Source organism: Nocardiopsis sp. Huas11 (assembly GCF_003634495.1).
Classification (GTDB): domain Bacteria; phylum Actinomycetota; class Actinomycetes; order Streptosporangiales; family Streptosporangiaceae; genus Nocardiopsis.
Window position 1 is genome coordinate 1,738,442 of the sequence record NZ_RBKY01000001.1, and the last position, 24,280, is coordinate 1,762,721.

The 24,280-nt window shown below is 75.6% G+C and carries 8 protein-coding genes; 3 read left to right on the forward strand and 5 right to left on the reverse strand.

Annotated features, from left to right (window positions below):
• Positions 1–348: 348 nt before the first annotated feature.
• The 5 genes from DFP74_RS07775 to DFP74_RS07795 are packed head-to-tail and all read right to left on the reverse strand — an operon-like array spanning position 349 to position 21,050.
• Positions 349–1,389 carry an alpha/beta fold hydrolase gene (locus tag DFP74_RS07775; protein WP_121181076.1) on the reverse strand — a complete coding sequence of 347 codons (1,041 nt, stop codon included), beginning with the start codon at positions 1,387–1,389 and terminating at the stop codon, positions 349–351.
• Positions 1,386–4,592 (reverse strand): non-ribosomal peptide synthetase, encoded by a 3,207-nt coding sequence (locus DFP74_RS07780; RefSeq protein ID WP_121181077.1) that lies wholly within the window; start codon positions 4,590–4,592, stop codon positions 1,386–1,388. The genes DFP74_RS07775 and DFP74_RS07780 overlap by 4 nt, the downstream gene beginning before the upstream one ends.
• The gene (locus DFP74_RS07785; protein WP_121181078.1) at positions 4,589–4,792 is read right to left on the reverse strand and encodes an MbtH family protein; all 204 of its coding nucleotides are present in this window, start codon (positions 4,790–4,792) and stop codon (positions 4,589–4,591) included. Before DFP74_RS07785 ends, DFP74_RS07780 begins: the two co-directional genes overlap by 4 nt.
• Positions 4,792–11,334 carry a non-ribosomal peptide synthetase gene (locus tag DFP74_RS07790; RefSeq protein ID WP_158612977.1) on the reverse strand — a complete coding sequence of 2,181 codons (6,543 nt, stop codon included), beginning with the start codon at positions 11,332–11,334 and terminating at the stop codon, positions 4,792–4,794. Before DFP74_RS07790 ends, DFP74_RS07785 begins: the two co-directional genes overlap by 1 nt.
• On the reverse strand, positions 11,331–21,050 hold the full coding sequence (locus tag DFP74_RS07795; RefSeq protein ID WP_121181080.1) for a non-ribosomal peptide synthetase: 9,720 nt from the start codon (positions 21,048–21,050) through the stop codon (positions 11,331–11,333). Before DFP74_RS07795 ends, DFP74_RS07790 begins: the two co-directional genes overlap by 4 nt.
• A 227-nt stretch (positions 21,051–21,277) precedes the next feature.
• Here DFP74_RS07795 and DFP74_RS07800 point away from each other — a divergent pair, with 227 nt between their 5' ends.
• From DFP74_RS07800 to DFP74_RS07810, 3 genes are read left to right on the forward strand one after another with little or no spacing between them, the layout of a single operon-like run.
• Positions 21,278–22,303, forward strand: a complete 1,026-nt coding sequence (locus DFP74_RS07800; protein WP_233570856.1) for an iron ABC transporter permease — start codon at positions 21,278–21,280, stop codon at positions 22,301–22,303.
• Complete coding sequence (locus DFP74_RS07805) at positions 22,303–23,373, forward strand: iron chelate uptake ABC transporter family permease subunit (RefSeq protein ID WP_121181082.1); 1,071 nt, start codon at positions 22,303–22,305, stop codon at positions 23,371–23,373. Before DFP74_RS07800 ends, DFP74_RS07805 begins: the two co-directional genes overlap by 1 nt.
• Positions 23,374–23,376: 3 nt before the next feature.
• Entirely contained in the window at positions 23,377–24,234 is an 858-nt protein-coding gene (locus tag DFP74_RS07810; RefSeq protein WP_121181083.1) for an ABC transporter ATP-binding protein, read from the forward strand.
• Positions 24,235–24,280: the final 46 nt, after the last annotated feature.

Here is a 24,280-nt window from a genome sequence, read left to right on the forward strand (position 1 = left end):
CCCGAACGCCCCGGCGACAGCGTCCCGCGCTCGGTCCGGCGCCCGAACGGGTCCGACTGCCGGCCGCACGAAAGGCACCGACAGCGCCAGTGCGGTTCGCCCCCGCATCCGACGAGGATCCCGGCGCGCTCGTGCGGCCCTACATGCCGCCGTTTCCGCCGCCACTTCCCCAGGCCCGACCGCTACCGGTGCCCCGCCCACGGCCGTCCGAGGGCGGGGGCGACCTTCTGGCAACGCCGGGACCACGGCCACCCGACGACCTCGGGGACCTGACGGCGGCGGTCCGCGCCTGGCTCGACATGACCAGGGGCGCGGACCGCCGGTAGAGACGCGGGACCAGCCCCGGGCTCAGGACTGCTCGGCCGCCAAGGCGGTGAGCAGCTCCGACCACGCCTCGACGGTCGGCTTCTCCGCCAGGTCCGCGAAGGGCACCTCCAGCCCCAGCGCCTGCCAGCGCACCGACAGTTGCATCATCCGCATCGAGTCCAGCCCCAGCTCGAACAACCCCGCCTCCGGGGTGACCTCGGACGCGTCGACACCGAGGACCTCGGCGATCGAGGCACGCAGTCCCTCGACGCTGAGAGCGGCGGTGATCTCGTCGGAATCGGGCATGGCGTTCTCCTCGGCTCGGGTGCTGCGGTTTCGGGTGCTGCGGTCAGATGTCACCGGCTCGGTGGTCGCGGCGACCACCTCCGGCAGGTGTTCGTGCAGGTAGAAGTGCCCTCCGGGCAGGACGCGGCCGGTGAACCGCCCCGTCGTGGCCGCCTCCCACGCCTCGATCAACTCGGCGCGCATCGACGGGTCGGCGTCGCCCGAGAACGCGAGGACGTCGACGTCGAGCACCCCGGCACTCGGCCGGTAGCGCTCGATGAGGCGGAAGTCGTTGCGGATCATCGGCAGCAGCAGCTCCCGCAGCTCCGGGTGGTCCAGGACCTCCTGCCCGCCACCGCCGAGCGCGACCAGGGCCGCCCGCACCCCCGCGTCGTCGCGCTCGTGGACGGGCCGGGCGGGCGTCCGCTGGGCGAACGGCCCCGGGCGGGCCGACACCACGAGCCGCTCGACCAGCCCCGGCCGCAGCCGGGTCAGCCCGAGCGTGAACTCGTGGGCGACCGACGCCCCCATGCTGTGCCCGAACACCGTCACCGGCCGGTCCAGCTCGGGCTCGATCGCCGCCAGGGCCTCCTTGACCAGGGCGTCCATGGTGTCGATCAGGGGCTCGCGCACCCGCGTCTCGCGCCCCGGGTACTGCACGGCGTACGTCTCGACGTCGCCGGGCACCAGCGCGGGCCAGGCCCGGTAGGTGCTGGCCGCGCCCCCGGCGTGCGGGAAGCACAACAGGATCCGGCCGGCCCGGGGCCGGGCGTCGAGTCGGCGCAACCACGGGTTCATCCGGCCAACCCCGCTTCCAGCTCGTCGTCGGACAGCGCCAGGACGTGCTGGTACATCTCGGCGACGCGACCCAGCCGGGGGTCCTGCGCCAGGAGGGCATCGGCCATCCCCGCGACCGTGCCCGTGGACAGCAGCGCCATCAGCGGCAGACCCGGCCGGTCCAGCGCCTCGCGCAGCTCCACCAGCACCCGGGTGGCCGCGACCGAGTCGCCGCCGACGGTGAAGAAGTCCTCGTCCACCCCGACGGCGTCCAGGCCGACGACCTCCGCCCAGATCTGCGCGATGGTCTGCTCCAGCGGGGTGCGCGGTGCCTCGATCTCACGATCCTCGGCCGAGGTCGAGGTCGCGGCCTCCGAGCGGGCCGCGAGCGCCGCGCGGTCCACCTTGCCGTTGCCGGTGAGCGGCAGCTCGTCCAGCACGGTGACGGAGGCGGGCACGAGGTGGTCGGGCAGACGCTCGGCGAGGGCGTCCCGCAGGGCGTCGGGATCGACGTCGCCCGTGACGTGCGCGGCGATGGCCCGGTGCCCACGGCCGTCGGCGCGCGGCACGCCCACCACGGCCGCGGCGGTCACCCCCGGCCGAGCGCGCAGGGCGGCCTCCACCTCCCCCGGTTCGATCCGCATCCCCCGCACCTTGACCTGGGCGTCCGCGCGTCCGACGAACTCGATCGTGCCGTCGGTCAGGACCCGGCCCAGGTCGCCGGTGCGGTAGATCCGCTCACCCGCGCGCTCGGTGAAGGCGGCGTCGGTGCGTTCGGGGTCGTCCCAGTAGCCCCGGGCCACACCCGGCCCGGCACAGCACAGTTCGCCGACCACGCCCGGGGGCCGCTCCCGGCCACGCTCGTCGAGGACGTGGTAGGCGGTGTTGGCGATCGGTCGGCCATAGGGGATGGTGGCGCGGTCGAGGTCGGCCGGGACGACCCGGTGCCAGATGTTCCACAGGGTGGTCTCGGTGGGTCCGCCGACGCTGACGACGTCGATCCCCGGCACCTGGTCGATCAGGTCGGCGGCCAGCCGGGGCGGCACCCAGTCGCCGCCGAGGAAGACCGTGCGCAGCGAGCGCGGCGCCGGTCCGGCGGCCAGCAGCATCTCCATCATCGCCGGGACCGAGTTCCACAGGGTGACGCCGTGTGCGTCGGCCAGCTCGGCCCAGTGATCGGCGTCGCGCGCGCGGTCGGCCGCCGGAACGACGACGGTCCCGCCCGCGCCCAGCACCCCGAACAGGTCGAACGCCGACATGTCGTGGTGCAGCGCCGTGACCGCCAGGCACGTGTCGTCCGGTCCGACGCCGAACTCCGCACGGGTGGCCTCCAGCGCGTTGACCATCCCGCGGTGCTCCACCATCACGCCCTTGGGCCGGCCGGTCGAGCCCGACGTGAACAGGACGTAGGCCAGGTCGCCGGGCCCTGCGGTCGCGGGCGGCGGCTCCTGCTCGGGGAGGGTGAGGGCCTTGGCGAGCGTGTCGGCGTCCAGGACGGATTCGGTCCCCGCCTGGTCGAGGAGGGCGTGGATCCGGGCCGGGGGCGCTGCGGCGTCCAACGGCAGGTACGGGCACCCGGCGAGGAGCACACCGTAGGCGGCCACCACCTGTTCCCAGCCCTTGTCGAGCAGGACGGCGACGGGGCCCCCGGGACGGGCGCCCCCCGCGCGCAGCCACACGGCCACCCGCGCGGCGAGCCCGTACAGCTCGCCGTAGGTGAGTGTGCGGTCGGGTGCGATGACGGCGGCCCGGTCGGGGTGCGCGCGGGCCCGGCGGACGAAGGCGTCGTGCACCAGGTCGTCGGGGATCGGCGCCACCGGACCGCGGAGGCCCTCGGCCCCCGCGGTCCCTCCGGCCCCCACGGTCCCTTCGGCGTCCCGGAGGAGTTCGGGGGCGTTCCAGGCCTCGGGGTCGGCGAGCCGGTCCAGGATCCGGCCCAGGTCCGCGCACAGCGCGTCGGCCGTCTCCGGGGGCAGCAGCGCGTCCACCGAGTCCAGGTTGTACACCAGCCCGGCCGGGGACTCCTCGATCTGCGTGTCCAGGTACACCTGCGGGGTCTGCGTCACCGCGAACACCCGGGGCAGGGTGTGCCCCAGCAGCGGCTCCTCCCCCGGCGTGAACCCGATGGTGCTGGTCAGGACCACCGGCATGAGCGCCCGGCGTCCCCCTCCGGTGGCACGCGCGACGTCGCGCAGCGCACGCACACCCGGGTACTCCTGGTGCTGCAGGTCGGTCCAGAAGGTCCGCTGCAACCGCTTGGCCCGCTCGGCGAACGGCACGTCGGGGTCGCGGTGGTCCACCTCCAACAGCGAGAAGGAGGCGAACTCGCCGAGCAGCGCGCCCGCGTCGGGGTGCAGCGGGAACCGGTTCATCCGGGGCACGTTGAGGGCGAAGTGGCCCGACTCGCTCCACGCGGCGAGCACCTCGGCGAAGGCGGTCAGGCACACCGTGGAGGCGGTGAGCCCGTGGGCCGCGGCGGTGGCCTTGACCGACCGCCAGCGCTCGTCGGGCAGGGTCGCCAGACGGCTGGACCAGCGTGGAACGCCCACCGTGGCGGGGTCGGCGGCCAGCGGCAGCCGGGGGGCCGGCGGCAGCGCGGCGGTCCGGCCCCGCCAGTACTCCTCGGCCCGCCGATACCGGTCGGTACCGGTGATGGCGGTCTCGGCCAGCACGTAGTCCCGATAGGTGATCGGGAGGGGATCGACCGGCAGGTCGGGATCGCGGTAGAAGCGGGTCAGGTCGGCGATGAGCAGCTGCCAGCTGAGGTAGTCCAGGATCAGTGCGTCGAAGCTGACGTGCACACGGCTGCGCCCCTCGTCCAGCAGGCTCACGACCACCGAGAACAGCGGCCACTCCCCGGCCGGTCGGACCTGGTGGGAGAGCCGCTCGCGCACGCGGCGCAGCTCCGGTTCGGGGTCGGCGCCGCGCAGGTCGACGACCTCCGGCGTGAACTCGCCCGGGTCCGGGAGCACGACCTGCTCACCGGTGTCGGGCAGGATCACCGTGCGCAGGGCGTCGTGCCGCTCGATCGCCCGGCGCCAGGCCAGGGTGAAGCGGTCGGTGTCGAGTTCGCCCTCGTACTCGTAGTACGCGTGCGTGGACACGTTGCCCAGCTCGAACGCGCCGGTGCGCCCGAGCAGGTAGGCCTGTTGCTGGTCGGTGAGCGGGAAGGGGTCGTACCGGTGCTCGGGGTCGTGCTCGGCGACCGGGTAGGGGGACCTCATCCGGCCTCCCGCACGCTCACCGGACGCAGGTCGGTCCAGGTGCGCTCGATGTGTTCCAGGCAGCCCTGGCGGGTGTCGCGGTCATGGGCGACCCGCCAGCCGGCGGGCACCTCGATGATGGCGGGCCACAGCGAGTGCTGGCCCTCGTCGTTGACGAGCACCAGGTAGAGGCCGTCCTCGTCCTCGAACGGGTTGGTCATCACAGGGTCCTTCCGGGGTCGGCGGCCACACGCTCGGCGAGCTCGGCCGGGGTGGTGTGGGTGAACAGGTCGGCGATGGGCAGGCGCGCGCCGGTCTCCTTCTCGATGCGGGCCCGCAGCCGCACGAGTATCAGCGAGTGGCCGCCGCGGGCGAAGAAGTCGTCGTCGGCGCCGACGGAGGGCACACCGAGGGCGTCGGCGTGCACCCGGCACATGAGCTCCTCCAGCGGGGTGCCGGGCGGGCGGTGGTCTGGGACGGGTACGGGGTCCGGCAGTGCGGCGCGGTCGAGCTTGCCGTGCGCGGTGAGGGGCAGGGCGTCGAGTTCGACGAACGCGCCGGGCACCATGGACACCGGCAGCACTTCCAGGAGCCGGGCGCGCAGGACGGCCGGGTCGACGTCGGTACGGACGTCGGGGCCGCGCCCGCCACCACCCTGCTCTCCCCCGCCGCGCTCGTCCCCACCGCGCTCGGCGTCGGCGCGCTCGGCGTCGGCGCGCTCGGCGTCGGCGCGCTCGGCGTCGGCGCGCTCGGCGACGACGTAGCCGACCAGTGAGCGGCGCCCCGCGGGGTCCTCCCGCACGTCGGCGGCGGCCACGGCCACCCCCGGCAGCCGCGACAGGGCGGCGGTGACCTCGCCGAGTTCGATCCGGAAACCGCGCACCTTCACCTGGTCGTCGGCCCGGCCCACGTAGTCGACGCCGCCGCCGGGCAGCAGCCGGGCCAGGTCACCGGTGCGGTACATGCGGGTCCCGGGCGGCCCGAAGGGGTCGGCGACGAACCGCTCGGCGGTCAGCGCCGCCCGGCCGAGGTATCCGCGCGCCAGACCGTCGCCGGCCAGGTACAGCTCGCCGACCACCCCGCTCGGCACGGGGGCCAGCCCGCCGTCCAGGACGTAGGCGCGCGTGTTGGCGGTGGGCCGGCCGATCTGGGGGCGCGCGGTGCCACCGATCCGCGCGGACAGCGCGTCCACGGTGGCCTCGGTGGGCCCGTACAGGTTGAAGCCCTCGGTGGACTCCAGCTCACGGATCTCCTGCCACAGCGACGGCGGCACGGCCTCGCCGCCCACGCCCAGCACCAGCAGCGGGCTGCGGCCGCCGCGCACGAGACGGGCGGCGGCCAGGTGCATGGCGTGCGAGGGCGTGACCTCGATGAAGTCGATGCCCTCCCGCTCGATCAGCGCCACCAGGGCGTCGGGGTCGCGCTGGTCGTCCTCGGTGGCGATGTGCAGTTCGTGCCCGTCGAACATCCACAGCTGCGGCTGCCAGGAGGCGTCGAAGGCGAAGGACCAGGCGTGCGCGACCCGCAGCGCCCTGCCGCCCGCGCGCGCCGCGGTCGGGCGGTACAGGGTCTCGCGGTGCGAGGTGAACAGGTTGACCACGCTGCGGTGCTCGACCACCACGCCCTTGGGCGTCCCGGTGGACCCGGACGTGTAGATGACGTAGGCCGGGTGGTGCTCGGCCGGACCCGCCACGGGCGGGGTCGCGGGCAGCGCGGAGTCGGCCGACAGGTCCGTGCGGTCCAGGTACAGCAGGTCGGCGTTGCCGCACGGGGCCTGCTCGGAGGTGGTGACCACGAGCACCGGTTCGGCGTCGGCGACGATCATCGACCGCCGCTCGGCCGGGTACTCCGGGTCGATGGGCAGGTAGGCGGCGCCGGACTTGAGGACGGCGAGGATCGCCACGAGCGTCTCGGCGGAACGGGGCAGCTGGAGGGCGACAATCCGTTCGGGGCGCGCGCCGCGTCGGCGCAGTTCGTGGGCGAGCCGGTTGGCGCGGGCGTCGAGTTCGGCGAACGTGTACCGGGTGGCCGCGCACACCACCGCGGTGGCGTCGGGGGTGCGGGCGGCCTGCGCGGCGAACAGCGCGGGCAGGGTGCGGGCGCGTGGAACGGGCAGGTCGGGCCCGTGCCAGGCGTCGCGGACCGCGTCGGCCTCGGCGGCCTCCAGCAGGTCGAGCGTGCCGATGGGCCGGTCGGGGTCGGTCAGGACCGCGCGGAGCAGGCGGGAGTAGCGGTCGGCGACGGCCTCGGCCGTGGCCGGGTCGAACAGGTCGGCGCGGTAGCGCAGCACGCCGTCCACCCCGTCGGCGCTGTCCGCGGCGGTCAGGTCCAGGGAGAGGTCGAACTTGGCCTCCCCGGTGGAGGCGTCCGCGGGCCGCACCTCCAGGTCGCCCAGGGCGAGGACGCCCTCGGGCATGGACTGGTAGGCGAGCATCACCTGGAAGAGGGGGTGCCGGGCCAGTGAGCGCGGCGGGTTGAGCTCCTCGACCAGCCGCTCGAAGGGGACGTCCTGGTGGGCGTAGGCGGCCAGGTCGAAGTCGCGGACCCGGCGGAGCAGTTCGCGGAAACCGGGGTCGCCGGAGGTGTCGGTGCGCAGCACGAGGGTGTTGACGAAGAAGCCGACCAGGTCCTCCAGGGCGTCGTCGCCGCGACCGGCCACGGGGGCGCCCAGGGGGATGTCCGTGCCCGCGCCGAGCCGGGTGAGCAGCGCGGCCAGGGCGGCCTGGAAGACCATGAACAGGCTGGTGTCGGTGGAGCGGGCCAGGCCGCGCAGTGCCCGGTGGGTCTCGGGGTCGATGCGCAGCCGAACCTCCCCCGCGGCGCGGCCGGCGACGGCGGGGCGGGGCCGGTCGGTGGGCAGCGGGAGTTCGTCCGGCAGGCCGGCCAGGGCCCGGGACCAGAAGCCGACCTGTTCGGCGAGCGGGCCGCCGGGGGTCTCGTTCAGGAGTTCGCGCTGCCAGAGGGCGTAGTCGGCGTACTGCACGGCCACCGGCTCCCGGTCGGGCGCGCGGCCGGACAGCCGGGCCCGGTAGGCGAGGTCCAGGTCGGCCAGGAGCGGCAGGACCGAGGCTCCGTCGGCGGCGATGTGGTGCACCAGGACGAGCAGGACGTGCTCGTCCTCGCCGAGCCGGAACAGGGTGGCGCGCACGGGGATCTCGTCCTCGAGCCGGAACGCGTACCGGGCCGCCTCGGACAGCGGACCCGGCAGCTCGTCGGGGGCGGTGTCGACGACGGTGAACGGGACGGCCGGGTCGGGCACGATCACCTGGCGGGGCGTGCCGTCCTCGTCGGGGAAGAGGGTGCGCAGGCTCTCGTGCCGTGCGACCAGGTCGCCGAGGGCGGCGGACAGGGCGGCGGTGTCGAGGCGGCCGGTCAGGCGCACGGAGAACGGGATGTTGTAGGAGGGGTTGGGCCCGTCCATCCGGTGGAGGAACCAGAGCCGCTGCTGGGCGAACGACAGCGGCAGCTCGGCGGGCCGATCGCGGCGGACCAGGGGGACGGGGACGCGCGCGCCGTCCACGCGGGCCGCGAGCTCGGCGACGGTGGGCGCCTCGAAGACCGTGCGCAGGGGCAGGTCGGCGCCGAGCACGGCGCGGATCCGGCCGGTGAGCCGGGGCACGAGGAGCGAGTGGCCGCCCAGGCCGAAGAAGTCGTCGTCGATGCCGACGGTGGGCACCGACAATACCTCGGCGAACACCTGGCACAGCAGTTCCTCGCGGGGGTCGCGGGGACCGCGTCCGCCGGCGCGGGCGGCGGTGTCGGGCGCGGGCAGGGCCGAGCGGTCGAGTTTGCCGCTGGGCAGGACCGGGATCGCGTCGAGTTCCACGAAGGCCGCGGGGACGAACGCGGCGGGCAGTTCGGCGGCCAGGGCGCGGCGCAGCCGGTCCGGGTCGAGGGTGTGCCCGGCCGCGGCGACGAGGTAGGCGGCCAGGGACCGCTGCCCGGGCGCCTCCTCGTGGACGGCGACCACGGCGGCGGCGACCTCGGGGCGGCGCAGCAGGGCGGCGGAGATCTCGCCCGGTTCGACCCGGAAGCCGCGGATCTTGACCTGGTCGTCGGCGCGGCCGACGAACTCCAGTGCCTCGTCGTCGTTCCAGCGCACGAGGTCGCCGGTGCGGTACATGCGGGTGCCGGGCGGCCCGAAGGGATCGGCGACGAAGCGCTCGGCGGTGAGGCCGGCCCGGCCGCGGTAGCCGCGTGCGAGGCCGTCCCCGGCGAGGTAGAGCTCGCCCACGACGCCGGTCGGCACGGGGTTGAGTCCGCCGTCCAGGACGTAGGCGCGGGTCCCGGGGTCGGGCGGGCCGATCGGGACCGGCGCGCTCATCCCGGGGCGGCAGGCGCCGAGCGTGGAGTTCACGCTGACCTCGGTGGGCCCGTAGGCGTTGAACATGCGGCGGCCGGGCGCGTAGCGGTCGACCAGCGCGGGGGTGACCTCCTCGGTGCCCGCCAGGAGGCAGATCCCCTCGGGCAGGCGGGCCTCCTCGGGCAGGGCGGCGAGCAGCGCGGGCGGCAGGATGGCGTGGGTGACGCGCTGGTCGCGCAGGTAGTCGGTGAGGGCGGTGCCGGCGACGCGGCGGTGCGCGGGCACGACGACGAGCGTGCCGCCGGTGCACAGCACCTGGACCAGTTCCCACCAGGCGACGTCGAAGCCGGGGGAGGCGAACTGGCTGACCCGGCTCTCGGGGGTGACGAGCAGGCGTTCGGTGTGCGTGGCGACGAGTTTGGCGACCCCGGCGTGCGGGACCACGACGCCCTTGGGGCGGCCGGTGGAGCCGGAGGTGTAGATGACGTAGGCGGGGTGTTCGGGACGCAGGTCCACGGGCCGGGGCGGGTCCTCACCGTCCCGACCCGTCGCCCGCCATCGCCCCGGGGACGCTGCGCGAGGAGTGGGGCTACCACCCTCAACGGCCGGCCTCCGGCCGCTGCCCTGCCCGCCCGTCGCCCGCCATCGCCCCGGGGACGCCGCGCGAAAAGGGGGGCTGCCACCCTCAACGGCCGGCCTTCGTCCGCTGTCCTCCTCTTCCTCGCCCAGCAGGACCCGGGGCACGCCGTCGAGGGGTCCGGCGAGGCGCTCGGCCAGGTCGGGGGTGGTGAGGGCGCAGCCGGGAGCGGCGTCGCCGACCATGTACGCGAGGCGCTCGTCGGGGTGGTCGGGGTCCAGGGCGAGGTAGGCGCCACCGGCCTTGAGCACGCCGACCAGGGCGCACACCAGCTCCACCCCGCGCGGCACGGCCACCGCGACCACGCTCTCAGGGCCCACGCCACGGCGCTGGAGCGCGGCGGCGATGCGGTCGGTGCGCTCGTCCAGGCGCTCGTAGGTGAGTGATTCGTCCTCGCAGACCACGGCCTCGGCGGTGGGCCGCTCCGCCACCCGGCGCGCGAACTCGGCGGGCAGGGTGGTGCGGGGGTAGGTGCCGGTGGCGTTCCGTTCCCGTATCGCTTGTTCGGTGCCGCGGTCGTCGAGCAGGGTCAGCCGCCAGACGGGCCGCTGCGGGTCGTCGGGGATCTGCCGGAGCAGGTGGGCGACGGCGTCGAGCAGGCGCCGCGCGTGCGCGGGGGCGATGGCGTCGGTCCGGTGGGACAGGCGCAGGGTGAGGGGCGCGCCGGGTGTCTGGCCGGGCAGGGCGGTCAGCGCCAGGGGGTAGTGGGTGGCGTCGGTGGAGGCGACGGGCGTGAGCCGCAGGCCGGGGGCCGGTTCGAGGGCGCGGTCGGGGTCGAAGGGGTAGTTCTCGTACACGGCGAGCGTGTCGAACAGGTCGCCGCCGCCCGCCGCCCGCTGGATGTCGGCGAGCCCGAGGTGCTGGTGGGGCAGGAGGGCGGCCTGTTCCTCGCGCAGCCGGGTGAGCGTCTGGGCGACGGTCCGAGCGGGGTCGAGGCGGACACGGACCGGGACGGTGTTGATGAACAGGCCCACCATCGACTCGACGCCGGGCAGTTCCGGGGGGCGTCCGGAGACGGTGGTGCCGAAGACGACGTCGGTGCGGCCGAGCACGCGGGAGAGCAGCGTGCCCCAGGCGAGTTGGACGATGGTGTTGACGGTGACGCCCAGGTCCCGGGCGCACCGGTCCAGGGCGGCGGTCTCCGCACTGGTCAGGGCGATGGTGGCGTGGTCGGGAAGTCCCGTCCCGGAGGTGCCGGGCGCGACCATGGTGGGGTCCGACAGCCCGGTCAGGGCTCGGGTCCAGGCGGCCTCGGCGGCCGGACGGTCGCGGCCGGCGAGCCACGCCAGGTGGTCGCGGTAGGGCGTCGCGGGCGGCGGCTCCGCCCCGCCGCCCTCCGCCTCGTAGAGCGCGAACAGGTCCGTGACCAGCACCGGCAGCGACCAGCCGTCGAGCAGGATGTGGTGGTGGGTGAGCACGAGCCGGTGCCGCCCCGCGCCCAGGCGCAGGACGGCGAACCGGATCAGCCCCGGCTCGGCGAGGTCGAACCGGTGTGACCGTTCCGCCTCGGCCCACCGCCGGGCCGCGTCCTCCGGGTCGGAGTCGGCGGACAGGTCGGCCTCCTCCCAGGCGGGCTCCGCTGCGGTGGGGATCAGCGCGACGGCCGTGCCGTTCTTCCGGCGCCGGTAACACGAGCGCAGGACGGGGTGGCGCCGCACCAGGGCGGTACCCGCGCGGCGCAGGCGTGCGGTGTCGAGGTCGCCCTCCACCTCCAGCACCTGCTGCACGGTGTACACGTCCACGTCCGCCGACTCGGCCTGGAAGAGCAGGCCCTCGGCGAGGGGGGCGAGCGGCCAGATGTCGTCGAGTCCGGTCCTGGTCAACGATGGCTCCATTCGGCTTCGAACTCGTCGATCTCGTCCTGGTCGAGGCTGACCAGGGCGAGGTCGGATGGTGTGTGTCCGCCCGTGTCGGGGCGCTGTCCCGCCGCGGCCAGGGCGTCGAGGCCGGCGCCGAGGGCGTCGGCGAGGGCACGCGCCTCGGCGGCGGCCAGGACCCCGACGGGCCAGCGCAGCGTGAGCGTGAGGTCCTCGCCGGGACCACCGGCCCCACTGGTCCCGCCGTCGGGCGCGCCGGGCGCGCCGCCGGGCCTGGGGCGGGTGACCGCGTCGACATCCAGGGCGTACCGGGCGGGGAGGGAAGGCCCGGTGCCGTCGATCGACACGGTGTGCTCGGCGACCGTCCACGGGTCCGTGCCCGTGTCCAGCCGGCCCAGGTGGTTGAAGCAGATCCGGGGCCGCAGGGGGTCGTCGGGCGCGTGGCGGCGCAGGAGGGAGTGGGCGTGCCGGTCCTCGGGCAGGGCACGCAGCTGCTCCTTGACGGCCTTGAGCGCCCGTGTCGGATCGGCGGTGCCCGGGTCGAGCCGGACGGGGGTGAAGCTGGTGAACCAGCCGACGGTCGCCGACAGGTCGGCGTCGCCGTCGCGGCCGTGGCCCTCCAGGTCGAGCAGGACGCCGCCGCGGCCGTGCGCCCGGTCGCGGACGGCGAGGGCCAGCGCGGTCAGCAGGACGTCGTCCAGCCGGCCGTTGACCAGCTCGGCCGTGCGCCGCAGGGCGTCGGCGTCGCGGGCGGGCAGGGTGAGGCCTCGCGCGGTGGCGGCGCTGTCGCGTGCGGGGTCCACCTCTCGGATCAACCGCAGGGGCGCGGGGTCGGCGGCGGCCGCCCGCCAGAGCGGGAGGTGCGCGAGCACGGCCGGGCCGTCGGCGCGTTCGCGCAGGGTCCGCGCCCAGCCCCGCAGGGAGGTGCCGCGGCGGGGTGCGGTGGCGCCGTCGTCCCAGGCGGCACGCAGGTCGGACAGGACGGCCCGCCAGGAGACGGCGTCGACGGCCAGGTGGTGGGCGGTGAGGACGAGGAGCCCGGGATCGAGCCACACGGCGCGGAAGACGTGACCGCGTTCGGGGTCGAGTTCGCCGCGGGCGCGGTCCGCCTCGGCGGCGACGCGGTCCGGGTCCCACGGGTCGACCCGCGAGCCGCCCGGTTCGGTCGCCGGTCCTCCGGTGAGGCCCGAGCCCGGGCGGCTCGGCACGGCGCCCGGATTCGGGTGGCCGGACACCGACGGCTCCCGGTCACCGGCGCACGCGTGGTCGAGCGGGACCCGGCGCAGGCAGGCGGAGGCGGCCACGGATCCGGGCGGGCCGACGTGCAGCGTCCACTCGGAGCCGGGCTCCAGTCGGGCGCGCAGCGCGTCGTGCCGGTCGAGCACCGCCTGGAGGGCCAGCGTGAGCCGTCGGCGGTCGACGTCCTCGGGCACCCGGACCACGAGGGTCTGGGCGAACTCCCGGACCGCGTCCGGGTTCCCCGCGGCGCGCTCGCGCAGCCACGCCAGGGCGGGCGTCTCGGGCACCGTGCCGAACGCGGCGTCCTGCGGTTCGGCGGCGGCGCCGGCCCCGGTGACCGGGACGGCGACCGCGGCGAGCCGCGCGGGGGTCTGGTGCTCGAAGACCTGCGCGGGGTCGATGCGCAGTCCGGCCGAACGGGCGGCGCCGACCATCCGGATCACGCCGATGCTGTCCCCGCCGAGCGCGAAGAACCCCTCGTCCGGCCCGACCTCCGCCAGACCGAGGACGTCGGCGAACACCGCGCGCAGCCGGTCGCCCGCCGATCGCGGAGCCGGTTCGGGGGAAGCGGTCAGCTCGGGTTCGGGCTCCAGGTCCGCAGCCCGAGTCGAATCCACCGCCCGGTCCAGGTCAAGGTCAGGGTCGAGGTGCGGAGACGACTTCTGCTCCGCTCCCGTCGCCCGATCCGCATCCGGCCCGCGGTGCGGCTCCGGGACCGGGCGGCACCGGGGCAGCCCGTGGTCGTCGAGGGCGGACAGCGGTGCGTCCACGTCGGCGAGCACCGACTCCACCAGCCGGGTCAGGCCCGCCGCCAGCGCCTCGACCGTCGCCCGGTCGAACAGGTCGCCGCGGTACTCCACGAAACCGGCCATCCCGTCGGCGCCGTCCACCACCGTGAAGGTCAGGTCGACCTGCGCGACACCGGTGCGCACCACCCGCATGGACGACCGCACGCCGGGCAGGTCCAACTCGGCCGCGCCGGTGTTCTGGTAGGCGAGCATGACCTGGAACAGGGGGTTGCGGCCGGTGGAGCGGGCCGGGTCGACGGCGTCCACGACGCGCTCGAACGGCACCTCCTGGTGCTCGTAGGCGGCCAGTGCGGTGCGGCGGACCCGGTCCAGCAGTTCCCGGAAGGCCGGGTCGCCGGAGGTGTCGGTCCGCAGCACGAGTGTGTTGACGAACAGGCCCACCACGTCGTCCAGGCGGGTGTCGAGCCGGCCGGCCACCGGGGTGCCGACCGGGATGTCGGTGCCCGCGCCCGCCCGGGTGAGCAGCGCGGCCAGGGCGGCCTGCCAGACCATGAAGGGACTGGCCCCGAGCGCGGCGGCGGCCGCGCGCACGCCCGAGGCCAGCCGGTCGTCGACGGCGAAGGGCACGAGCCCTCCGTCGTAGCGGGACTCCCGGGGGCGCGGCCGGTCCAGCGGCAGCGGCGTCTCCTCGGGCAGTCCCTTGAGCGCCGACCGCCAGAACTCCGTCCGCTCGCCCTCGGCCAGGACCTCGCGCTGCCACCGGGCGTGGTCGGTGGTGCGCAGCGGCAGCGGCTCCCACTCCGGTGGACGCCCGGCCCGCCGGGCGGCGTAGGCACGGGCGAGGTCGCGCAGGAGCGGGCCCAGGGACCAGCCGTCGGCGGCGATGTGGTGGACGGTCAGCAGCAGGACGTGCTCGTGCTCACCGAGGCGGAACAGGGTGGCGCGCAGGGGTGTCTCGGCGGCCAGGACGAACGGGTACCGTGCCGCTGCGGTCAGGTCGGCGTCCACGGTGTCGGCCGTGCTCGACCGCACGTCCAGGCCGGTGTCGGCGCCCGGCCGCAGGACCTGGACGGGTGTGCCGTCGACCTCCGGGAACACGGTGCGCAGCGACTCGTGGCGCTCGACGGTGTCGGCCAGCGCGGCGTCCAGCGCCCCGGTGTCCAGCGGCCCGGCCAGGTGACGGGCCACCGCGATGTTGTAGGCGGGCGAGGGGCCTTCGAGTCGGTGCAGGAACCACAGCCGCTCCTGGGCGAACGACAGGGGTTCGGTCTCCCCGCGGTCGGCCGCCTCCGGTTCGGGGTGCGCGTCCGCCGGTCCGCCGAGTGCGGCGGCGATCCGGGCCGGCGTGCGGGCGGCCAGGACGGCGGCCACGGGCAGGTCCGCGGCGAGCACGGACCGCAGGCGGGCGGCCAGTCGGATGCCCAGCAGGGAGTGGCCCCCCAGCGTGAAGAAGTCGTCGTCGGGGCCGACGTCGGCCAGATCGACGCCGAGCACGTCGGCGAACAGTTCGCGGACGACGGCCTCGCGGGGGTCGCGCGCGGACGCGCCGTCCGGTCCCACGGGCCCTGACTCGGTGCGCTCCCCGACCGGCACCGCCGCGCGGCTCTCGTCGGTCCAGGGGTCCAGGTCCCCGGCCCGGCGGTCGGCGTCCTCGGCGATGGCCGCGATCAGGGCGGCGAACCGGTCCAGGACGGTACGCGCGGCCTCGTCGTCGAAGGCGGGCGCGCGGTGGTCGACCGACACGGTGAGCCGGCCGCCGCGCGGGATCACGGTGAGCCCGAGCGGGTAGTGGGTGGCGTCGCGGCCGTCGGTGCCCAGGACGCGCAGGCCGGGGCCGGCGTCCAGGGGCACGTCGGGGTAGTTCTCGACGACGAGCAGGGTGTCGAAGAGCGTGCCGTGCCCGCGCTGGAGCTCGGCCAGACCGAGGTGCTGGTGGTCGAGGAGGGCGGCCTGTTCCGCCTGGAGCCGGTCCAGGAGCTCGGCCGCGCTCTCGCCGGGCCGCACGCGGACCCGCACCGGGACGGTGTTGGTGAACAGCCCGATCATGGACTCCGCGCCGGGCAGGTCGGCGGGTCGGCCGGAGACGGCGGTGCCGAAGACGACGTCGTCGCGGCCGGTGCGACCGGCCAGCAGCAGGCCCCACGCGCCCTGGAGGAGGGTGGTGAGGGTCCAGCCGCGTCGGGCGCACAGCGCAGCCAGGTCCTCGGCGCCGGGCAGCTCGACGGTGGTCCGGACGGGGGGCGCGGTGGCGTCGACGGGTGCGATCAGGGTGGGAGCGGCCCCGTCCAGGGCCCGCTCCCAGGCGCGGCGGGCCGCGGGCGCGTCGCGGGCGGCGAGCCAGGTCGGATGGGCGCGGTGGTCGGGGGCGGGCGCCAGGTCGGCTCCGGCGTACAGGGCGAGCAGTTCGCGCAGGAGCAGGGCCAGCGACCAGCCGTCGAGGATCAGGTGGTGGCAGGTGAGGACGAGCCGGGTGACGGGCCCGCGCAGCAGGTGCAGGCGCAGCAGGGGCGCGGCGGCGACATCGAACGGGCGGTCGCGTTCGGCGCGTTCCACGGCGGCGGGGTCGTGGGTGGCGACCACGCGCAGGGGGTCGCCGACGGCGTCGGTGACGACCGCGACGGGGCGGCCGTCGGGGGTGGTGCGGAACGCGGTGCGCAGCACGGGGTGGCGCAGCAGGAGGTGTCGGACGGCGGAGCGCAGCGCGCCCTCGTCGACGGTGCCGTCCAGGTCGACGGTGAACTGGACGACGTAGGGGTCGGCGCCGGGCTGGGCCGCGTGGTAGAGCAGGCCTTCGGCGAGCGGAGTGAGGGGCAGGACGTCCTGGAGGCCGGGGTCGTCGGCGGTCAGGGTGTCGATGGCGGCCTGGTTCAGACCGCTGAGCGGGACGTCACTGGGGGTGAGCCGGGCGGGGCCGCGGGCGGCGTGTTCGGCCAGGGCGTCCAGGGCCCGGACCCAGGTGTCGGCGAACAGGCGGACGTCGTCCTCGGGGAGGACTCCCTCGGGCCAGGACCAGTCGGCCGTGAGCCGGGGGCCGTCCGGGTGGTCCAGGACGACGGCGTCGAGTTCGAGGGCGTGGGCGCGGGGCAGTTCGGGGTCGCTGCCCGCGTGCAGGCTCACGGGCTGCCAGTCGCCGCCGGTGCCGGTGAACCGGCCCAGGTAGTTGAAGGCGACCTCGGGAGCGGGGCCGGTGTCCTCGCCGAGCAGGTAGCGGCGCAGACCGTGGTCGGCGGCGCTGCGCCGCGCGGCCGCGAGGGCCTCCTTGACCCGGCGCAGCGCCCGTCCGGCGGAGGGCCCGCCGTCGAGGGCGTCGGCCACGTCGACGAGTCCGGGGTCGAGGAGGACCGGGAAGAGGCGGGTGAACCAGCCGACGGTCCGGGTGAGGTCGTCGTCGCCGTCACGGCCGTGGCCCTCCAGGTGGACGGCCAGGGCGGTGCCGTGCCCGCCCTTGGCGCGGCGCAGTTCGGCGGCGGCCAGGACGAGGGCGGTGAGGAGGACCTCCTCGGTGCCGGTGCGGAAGGCGCCGGGGACGTCGCCGAGCAGGGCCCGGGTCCGCTCGGCGTCGAGTGCGCGGCCCAGCCGGAGGGTGGTCGCGGCGGTGTCGGCCTGGGGGTCGAGTGGCCGCACGAGCGGCAGCCGACCCGTCCGCGCCCCGGCACCCGTGGTGTCAGAGGGATCGAGGGTGGTGGTGAGCTCGGCGGGACCGGTGAGTTCGGCGGGACGTGTGGTCCGGGGCAGTCGGGCGGCCCGGTCGGCGAGGCGTTGGGCGTGGCCGCGCAGCGAGGTCGGCACCGGGTCGAGCACCGGTTCCTCCCCCGCCGCCACCGCCGCGTGGGCGGCGGCCAGGTCACCCAGCAGGATCCGCCACGACACGGCGTCCACGACCAGGTGGTGCGCCGTGCACACCAGGCGCCCGGGCCGGTCCGGCCCCGCGTCGAGCCGGCGCAGGCGCACCGTCGCCCCCGCGTCCGGGTCGAGCGCGGCCTCGGCGGCGGCCCGGTGCTCCTCGACGGCGGTGTCGAGCGCCCCGGCGTCCACCCGGGCGCTGACCAGCACGTCCTCCGCCCGCACCGCGCCCGGCGCGGGCACGTCCAGCCACCACGGGCCGCCGTCGCGCACGAGCCTGGCGCGCAGCGCGTCGTGGTGGTCCAGCACCGCCTGGACGGCGCGGGCGAGGTCGGCCTCCCGCACCCCCGCGGGCACCTGGACGACCACGGTCTGACCGAATCCGCGGTGCCCGCCCGGCGCGCTGCGCTCGCGCAGCCACTCCGCGATGGGCGTGGGCGGTACCGGTCCCACGCCGTCCACCGCGTGCCCCGCGGCGGTGTCGGCCGAGCGCGCGAGCGCCGCCAGCCCGGCCGGGGTCTGCTGCTCGAACACCTCGCGCGGGGTGAACTCCAGCCCGCGCGAGCGGGCCCGGCCGACCAGGGTGATGGCCTGCACGCTGTCGCCGCCGAGCCCGAAGAACCGGTCGTCGGCGCTCACCTCGGGCAGTCGCAGCACCTCGGCGAACAGCGAGCACAGCAGCCGTTCGCGGTCCGTGCGGGGCTCCCGGCCGGAGCGTGCCGCCGTGACCGGCGCGAACGCCGGATCCGTGGCCAGGCGCCCCCGGTCCAGCTTGCCGCTGGGGCTCAGGGGAAGCTCGTCGACCGGGTGGAACACTCCGGGCACCATGTAGTCGGGCAGGGCCGCGGCCGCGCCCTCGCGCACCTGGTCCTCGTCTCCGCCGGCCAGGTAGCCCACGAGCCGGTCGTCGCGCACCGCGACGGCGGCGCCCCTCACGCCCGGCTGGGCGCTCAGCACCGCCTCGATCTCGCCGAGTTCGATCCGCAGCCCGCGCAGTTTGACCTGGTCGTCGGCGCGGCCCAGGTACTCCAGGGCTCCGGCGTGGTCGAACCGCGCGATGTCGCCGGTGCGGTACATGCGCGCGCCGGGCGGCCCGTACGGGTCGGCGACGAACCGCTGGGCGGTCAGGTCCGGTCGGCCCAGGTAGGCGCGCGCCAGCTGGGCCCCGGCGATGTAGAGCTCACCGGGCGCCCCGGGCGGTACGGGGGCCAGGTTCCGGTCCAGCACGTACAGGGCGGTGTTCCACACCGGGCGGCCGATGGGGACGGTCGGCGTGCCCTGGTCGGGCGTGCTCATCTGGGCGGAGACGTCGACCGACGCCTCGGTCGGGCCGTACAGGTTGTGCAGCTCCACCGTGGGCAGCAGCCGGTGGAAGGACGCCGCCAGGTCGGCGGGCAGCGCCTCTCCGCTGCACAGCACCCGGCGCAGTCCCGCGCAGCGTTCGGGGACCGTGGGGTCGGCGAGGAAGGCACGCAGCATCGAGGGCACGAAGTGGACGGTGGTGACGCCCTCCGCGCGGATGAGTTCGGCCAGGTAGGCGGGGTCGCGATGCCCGTCGGGCCGGGCCACGACCAGGGTCGCCCCGGTGAGCAGCGGCCAGCAGAACTCCCACACCGACACGTCGAAGCTGGACGGGGTCTTCTGCAGGACCGGTTCGCCCGGGGTGAGCCCGTAGGCGTCCTGCATCCACAGCAGCCGGTTGACGATCCCGGCGTGCGGCACCACCACGCCCTTCGGGCGACCGGTGGAGCCGGAGGTGTAGATGACGTAGGCCGGGTGCAGGGGGTCGATCTCGACCGGAGCGGGCTCGGCCCCGGAGAGTTCGGCCGCGGAGTCTGCGGCCGGAGCGGGCTCGGCCGGAGCGGCGGGCGTCCGGTCGAGCGAGTCCAGGAGCAGGCGCGGGGCCCGCTCGGGCAGCAGGTCGGCGAGGTCGCCGAAGGTGAGCACGGTCTGGGGAGCGGCGTCGTCGATCATGAAGGCGATCCGGTCGGCCGGGTAGCCGGGGTCGACCGGCAGGTACGCGCCCCCCGCCTTGAGGACCGCCCAGATCGCGGTGACCAGCTCCACCGAGCGGGGCAGGAGCAGGGCGACGGTCCGCTCGGGCCCGACCCCCAGGGCGCGCAGCACCGCGGCGAGGCGGTCGGTGCGCTCGTCGAACTCGGCGTAGGTCAGGCGCCGTCCCTCGTGGACGACCGCGACGGCGTCGGGCGTGCGTTCCACCTGGTCGGCCAGCAGCGCGGGGAGCGTGGTGGCGGGGACGTGCGCCCCGGTGTCGTTCCACCGGCGCAGGACGCGATCGCGCTCGTCGTCGCCGAGGATGTCGACCCGGTCCAACGGGAGTTCCGGGTCGGCCAGCACGGCCCGCAGCAGCCGGTCGGTGTGGCGCAGCAGCGCGTCGGCGGTCTCGGCGGCCAGCGCGGGCGTGCGATGGGTGGCCTCCAGAGTGAGGCCGTCGGCGGTGAGGACGGCGGCCAGGGCGAGGTCGAACTGGGCGGTGCCGTTGTGGACCGGGATGTCGCGCGCGCGGACCCCGGGGAGCTCGAACCCCTCCAGCACGTCGGTGCGCAGGGAGAACAGCACATCGAAGAGCGCGGACCGGTCGGCCGTACGGTCGGGGGCCAGTTCCCCGACCAGGCGGTCGAAGGGGGCGTCGGCGTGGGCGTAGGCGCCCGTGCACACCTGGCGCACGTGGGCCAGCAGGTCGGCGAACCCGCGGGTGCCGTCCACCGCGCAGCGCAGGACGAGCGTGTTGCCGAAGTTGCCGACGACGTCCGCGGTCCGGGGGTCGGAGCGGTCCACCACGGGGGTGCCCAGAGCGATGTCGTCCGCGCCCGTGTAGCGGTACAGGACCGCGGCCGTGGCGGCGGTGAGCAGCATGAACGGGGTGACGGCGGCTGCGCGGGCGGCCCGCGTGAGGCGTGCGGCGACGTCGGCGGGCAGCACCCGGGTGCGTCGCGCGCCCCGCTCTCCGGTTCCGGCACGCCCGCTCAGGGGCAGGCGGAGGGGCTCGGGCACCGGGGTGAGCCGGTCCCGCCAGTAGTCGAGCGCGGGCGGGGGCCGGTGCGCCTCGGCCGCCGCGTGGTCCGCGTAGCGCAGGGCGGGCGGCGCCGTGTCCTGACCGGCGTAGGCGTCGGCGATGTCGGTGAGGAGCACCCGCCAACTGGCGTCGTCCCAGGCGATGTGGTGGACGACGAGGAGCAGGGCGTGCTCGTCGGGGGCGAAGCGGAGCAGGCGCAGCCGGATCGGGGCCTCGGCGGCCAGGTCGAAGGGGCGGGCGCCCAGGTCGGCGGCGAGGTCGGCGACGGCCCTGTCGGGGGCGGAGGCGCCGGGGAGGTCGATGAGTTCCGGGGCGGGAGCCAGGTCCGGACGGACGATCTGGGCGGCGGCGTCCGGGTAGACGGTGCGCAGGATCTCGTGCCGCGCGCAGGCGGTGGACACGGCGGAGAGGAAGGCGTCGGTGTCGAGGGGGCCGGACAGTCCGACGGCGGCGCAGAGCGTGTAGGCCGTGCCCTGGGGGTCCAGGCGCTGGAGGGTCCACATCCGGCGCTGGGCGGACGAGAGCGGAGCCGAGGACGGCGGCGAGGCGGCGGACGCCGTCCCCAGCGCGGAGCCCGTGGCACCGGAACCCTCGACACCGGAGCCCTCACCATCGGAACCCTTCCGTCCGAAGCCCCCGGCATCGGAGCCCTCCGGCCGCGAGTGCCCCGGTGCGGAACCCTCCCGCGCGAAATCCTCCGATCCCGCGCCCCGCGACGCGGATCCCCCGCGCGCGTCATCCGCGTCCGCGGACCCGGGGCCGGACCCCGCGCTCGCGGACCCGTCGCCGAGTTCGGCGTCGGCCAGCATCCTGCGCAGCAGTTCACGCCTGCGTACGCGCCGGTCCTCGCTCACGTGGGCTCCCGTCCTGATCGGCGTCGGCACGGGACCTGCCCGCACCGCTTCCGCGGTCGGATGTTAGCTTAGGCATGCCTAAGCTTCAATAGCCCGGGTGGGCCGAACGAACGCCGCGAACCTCCCGCGCGACACGGGTTTTCCCACGTTCGCGCGGGTAGGACACGGTCCGGCAGGAAATTCGAGATTAAGTTAGCCTTGCCTAAGAGATCGGTTATGCTCCCCCTGTGACTCGCGTGACGACCCCCTCAGCGCGCCGCACCGCGCCACGCGTGGTCGGCCTCCTCGTGGCCGCCCTCGCCCTGGCCGCGGTGCTCGTGCTGTCGATCATGATCGGCAGCAAGAGCATCCCTCCGGGCGAGGTGCTGCGGCTCCTGTTCTCCCCCGAAGCGGGCGAGAACTCGGCCATCGTCAACGGCATGCGCCTCTCTCGCACGCTGTTCGGCCTGGCAGTGGGCCTGGCCCTGGGCATGTCCGGATCCCTCATGCAGGGGCTGACCCGCAACCCGCTGGCCGACCCCGGTCTGCTCGGGGTCAGCGCCGGAGCCGCCCTCGGCGTGGTCCTCAGCACGATGCTGTTCGGCGTGACCGCGCTCTACGGCTACATCTGGTTCGCGTTCGCCGGAGCGCTCGTGGCCACCACCGTGGTCTACGCGCTGGGCGGGCTCGGCCGCGGCGGCGCCCACCCCGCCAAGCTCGCCCTGGCGGGCGCGGCGGTCAGCGCGCTGCTCCAGTCGGCCATCGGAGCGATGCTGCTGCTGGACGCCGCCACCCTGGACGAGTACCGGTTCTGGGCGGTCGGCTCGCTCAACCTCACCGACCGCGCGCCCCTGTTCCAGGCCCTGCCGTTCATACTCGCCGGAGCCGTGCTGGCCATCACCACCGCGCCCGCGCTCAACAACCTCTCCCTGGGCGACGACGTCGCCCGCTCCCTCGGCCAGGACGTGCGCCTGGTCCGGCTGCGCGGCATCCTCGCGGTCACCCTCCTGGCGGGCGGCGCGACCGCGGTGTGCGGGCCGATCGCCTTCGTCGGCCTGGTCGTACCGCACATCGCCCGCGCGATCACCGGCCCCGACCACCGCTGGGTCCTCGCCTACTCCGCCGTCCTGGCGCCCATCCTGCTGCTCGGCGCCGACGTCCTCGGCCGGGTGCTCTCCGGCAGCTCGGAGATCCACGTGGGCATCGTGGTCGCGTTCCTCGGTGCCCCCTTCTTCATCGCCCTGGTCCGACGACGCGGTCTCCCGGAGCTGTGATGGCCATCCCCACCCGAACCCCCCTTCTGCACACCGAGCGCCTCGGCTCGCACACGCTCTACCGTGTGCGGCGCGGCCCCTCGGGCGCCTGGCGTCCCCGGCCGCTCCTGGTCGGCGCCGTCCTCACCGTGCTGGTCGTGGCCGCCTTCGGCGCGGAACTGGTCACCGGCCGCTACCCCGTCAGCGCCGCCGAGGCGATCGGCGCCCTGTTCTGGTACGGCGACCAGGCCACCGTGGACGTGGTCTACCGCCTGCGCCTGCCGCGCGCCCTGGTCGGGGTGCTGGCCGGCGCCGCGTTCGCCGTCTCCGGCGCGATCTTCCAGACCCTGGCCCGCAACGCCCTGGCCAGCCCGGACGTCATCGGCGTGACGGCGGGCGCCAACGCGGCCGCGGTCGCCGGGCTCGTCCTGGGCGTGGGAGCGGGCCTGTCCACGGCCGCCCTGGCACTGCTCGGCGCCGCCGCCAGCGCGGTGGCGATCTACGCTCTGGCCTGGAAGAACGGCGCCAGCGGCTACCGGATCATCCTCATCGGCATCGGCATCTCCGCGCTGTGCACCAGCATCACCGCCTACCTCCTCCAGCGCGCCGACCTCTTCCAGGCCCAGCGCGCCGTGGTGTGGCTGACCGGCAGCATCAACATGCGCGAGTGGACGCACGTCGTTCCGCTCGCGGCCGCCGTCGCCGTCCTGCTGCCCGTGGCGTTCGCGCTCGGCCGCCACCTGGCGGCGCTGACCCTGGGCGACGACACCGCCCGCGGGCTCGGCGTCCCGGTCCAGCGCAGCCGCGCCGTCCTGCTCTTCACCGCCGTGGGCCTGGCCGCCTTCGCCACCGCCTCCGCCGGTCCCATCGCGTTCGTGGCGCTCATCGCGCCCCAGGTCGCGCTGCGCCTGGTGGGACGGCCCACCCCGCCCCTGGCCGTGTCCGCGCTGACCGGGGCACTCATCGTCCTCGCCGGAGACATGGCCGCCCGCCCCTTCGATCTGCCCGTCGGCGTGGTCACCGGACTCGTCGGCGCGGCGGGTCTGATGTGGCTGCTCGCCCGCGCCAACCGCACCGGACAGGGAGCCTGAGCAATGACCGACACACCCGCCGACAGCACCGCCGCCACCGCCGGCGGGACCCCCGCACCGGGCACCGGCCTGTCCGGCCGTTCCCTGCGCGTGGCCTACGACGACCGGGTCGTGCTGGAGGACGTGGACGTCGACGTCCCGCCCGGCCGCACCACCGTGATCGTCGGCGCCAACGCCTGCGGCAAGTCCACCCTGTTGCGGACGCTCTCTCGCCTGATCAGCCCGCGGTCCGGATCGGTGCTCCTGGACGGCGAGTCCGTCCACCGGATGCGCACCCGCGACCTGGCCCGCAGGCTCGGCATCCTGCCCCAGTCCCCCACCGCCCCCGAGGGCATGACCGTCCTCGAACTGGTCACGCGGGGCCGCAGCCCGCACCAGAGCATGTGGCGGCAGTGGTCGGCCTCGGACAGCGCCGCCGTGCGCCTGGCCCTGACCGCCACCGGGCTGACCGACCTGGCCGACCGCCCCGTGGACCAGCTCTCCGGCGGGCAGCGCCAGCGCGCGTGGATCGCCATGTCACTGGCGCAGGACACCCCCACGCTGCTGCTGGACGAGCCCACCACCTTCCTCGACCTCGCGCACCAGATCGAGGTCCTCGACCTCATCGCCGACCTCAACCACGCGGGCGACCGCACCGTCGTGATGGTGCTGCACGACCTCAACCACGCGGGCCGCTACGCCGACCACATCATCGCCATGAAGGACGGCGCGATCGTGGCCGAGGGACCGCCCGGCGAGGTCATCACCACCGACCTGGTCGCCGACGTCTTCGGACTGCGCTGCGAGGTGATCAGCGACCCGCTCAGCGGGACCCCGCTGGTCGTCCCCTTCGGCCGCCACCGCTGCGCCGACAGCGCCTGAGACCCCGCTCCAGAACACCCTCCTCCATCCCCCGTCACCGATCAGA

Bases quoted from the DNA above. Each gene is read 5' to 3' on its own strand.
- DFP74_RS07775 (WP_121181076.1), bottom strand. From the start codon at position 1,389: ATGAACCCGTGGTTGCGCCGACTCGACGCCCGGCCCCGGGCCGGCCGG.
- DFP74_RS07780 (WP_121181077.1), bottom strand. From the start codon at position 4,592: ATGAGGTCCCCCTACCCGGTCGCCGAGCACGACCCCGAGCACCGGTAC.
- DFP74_RS07785 (WP_121181078.1), bottom strand. From the start codon at position 4,792: ATGACCAACCCGTTCGAGGACGAGGACGGCCTCTACCTGGTGCTCGTC.
- DFP74_RS07805 (WP_121181082.1), top strand. From the start codon at position 22,303: ATGGCCATCCCCACCCGAACCCCCCTTCTGCACACCGAGCGCCTCGGC.
- DFP74_RS07810 (WP_121181083.1), top strand. From the start codon at position 23,377: ATGACCGACACACCCGCCGACAGCACCGCCGCCACCGCCGGCGGGACC.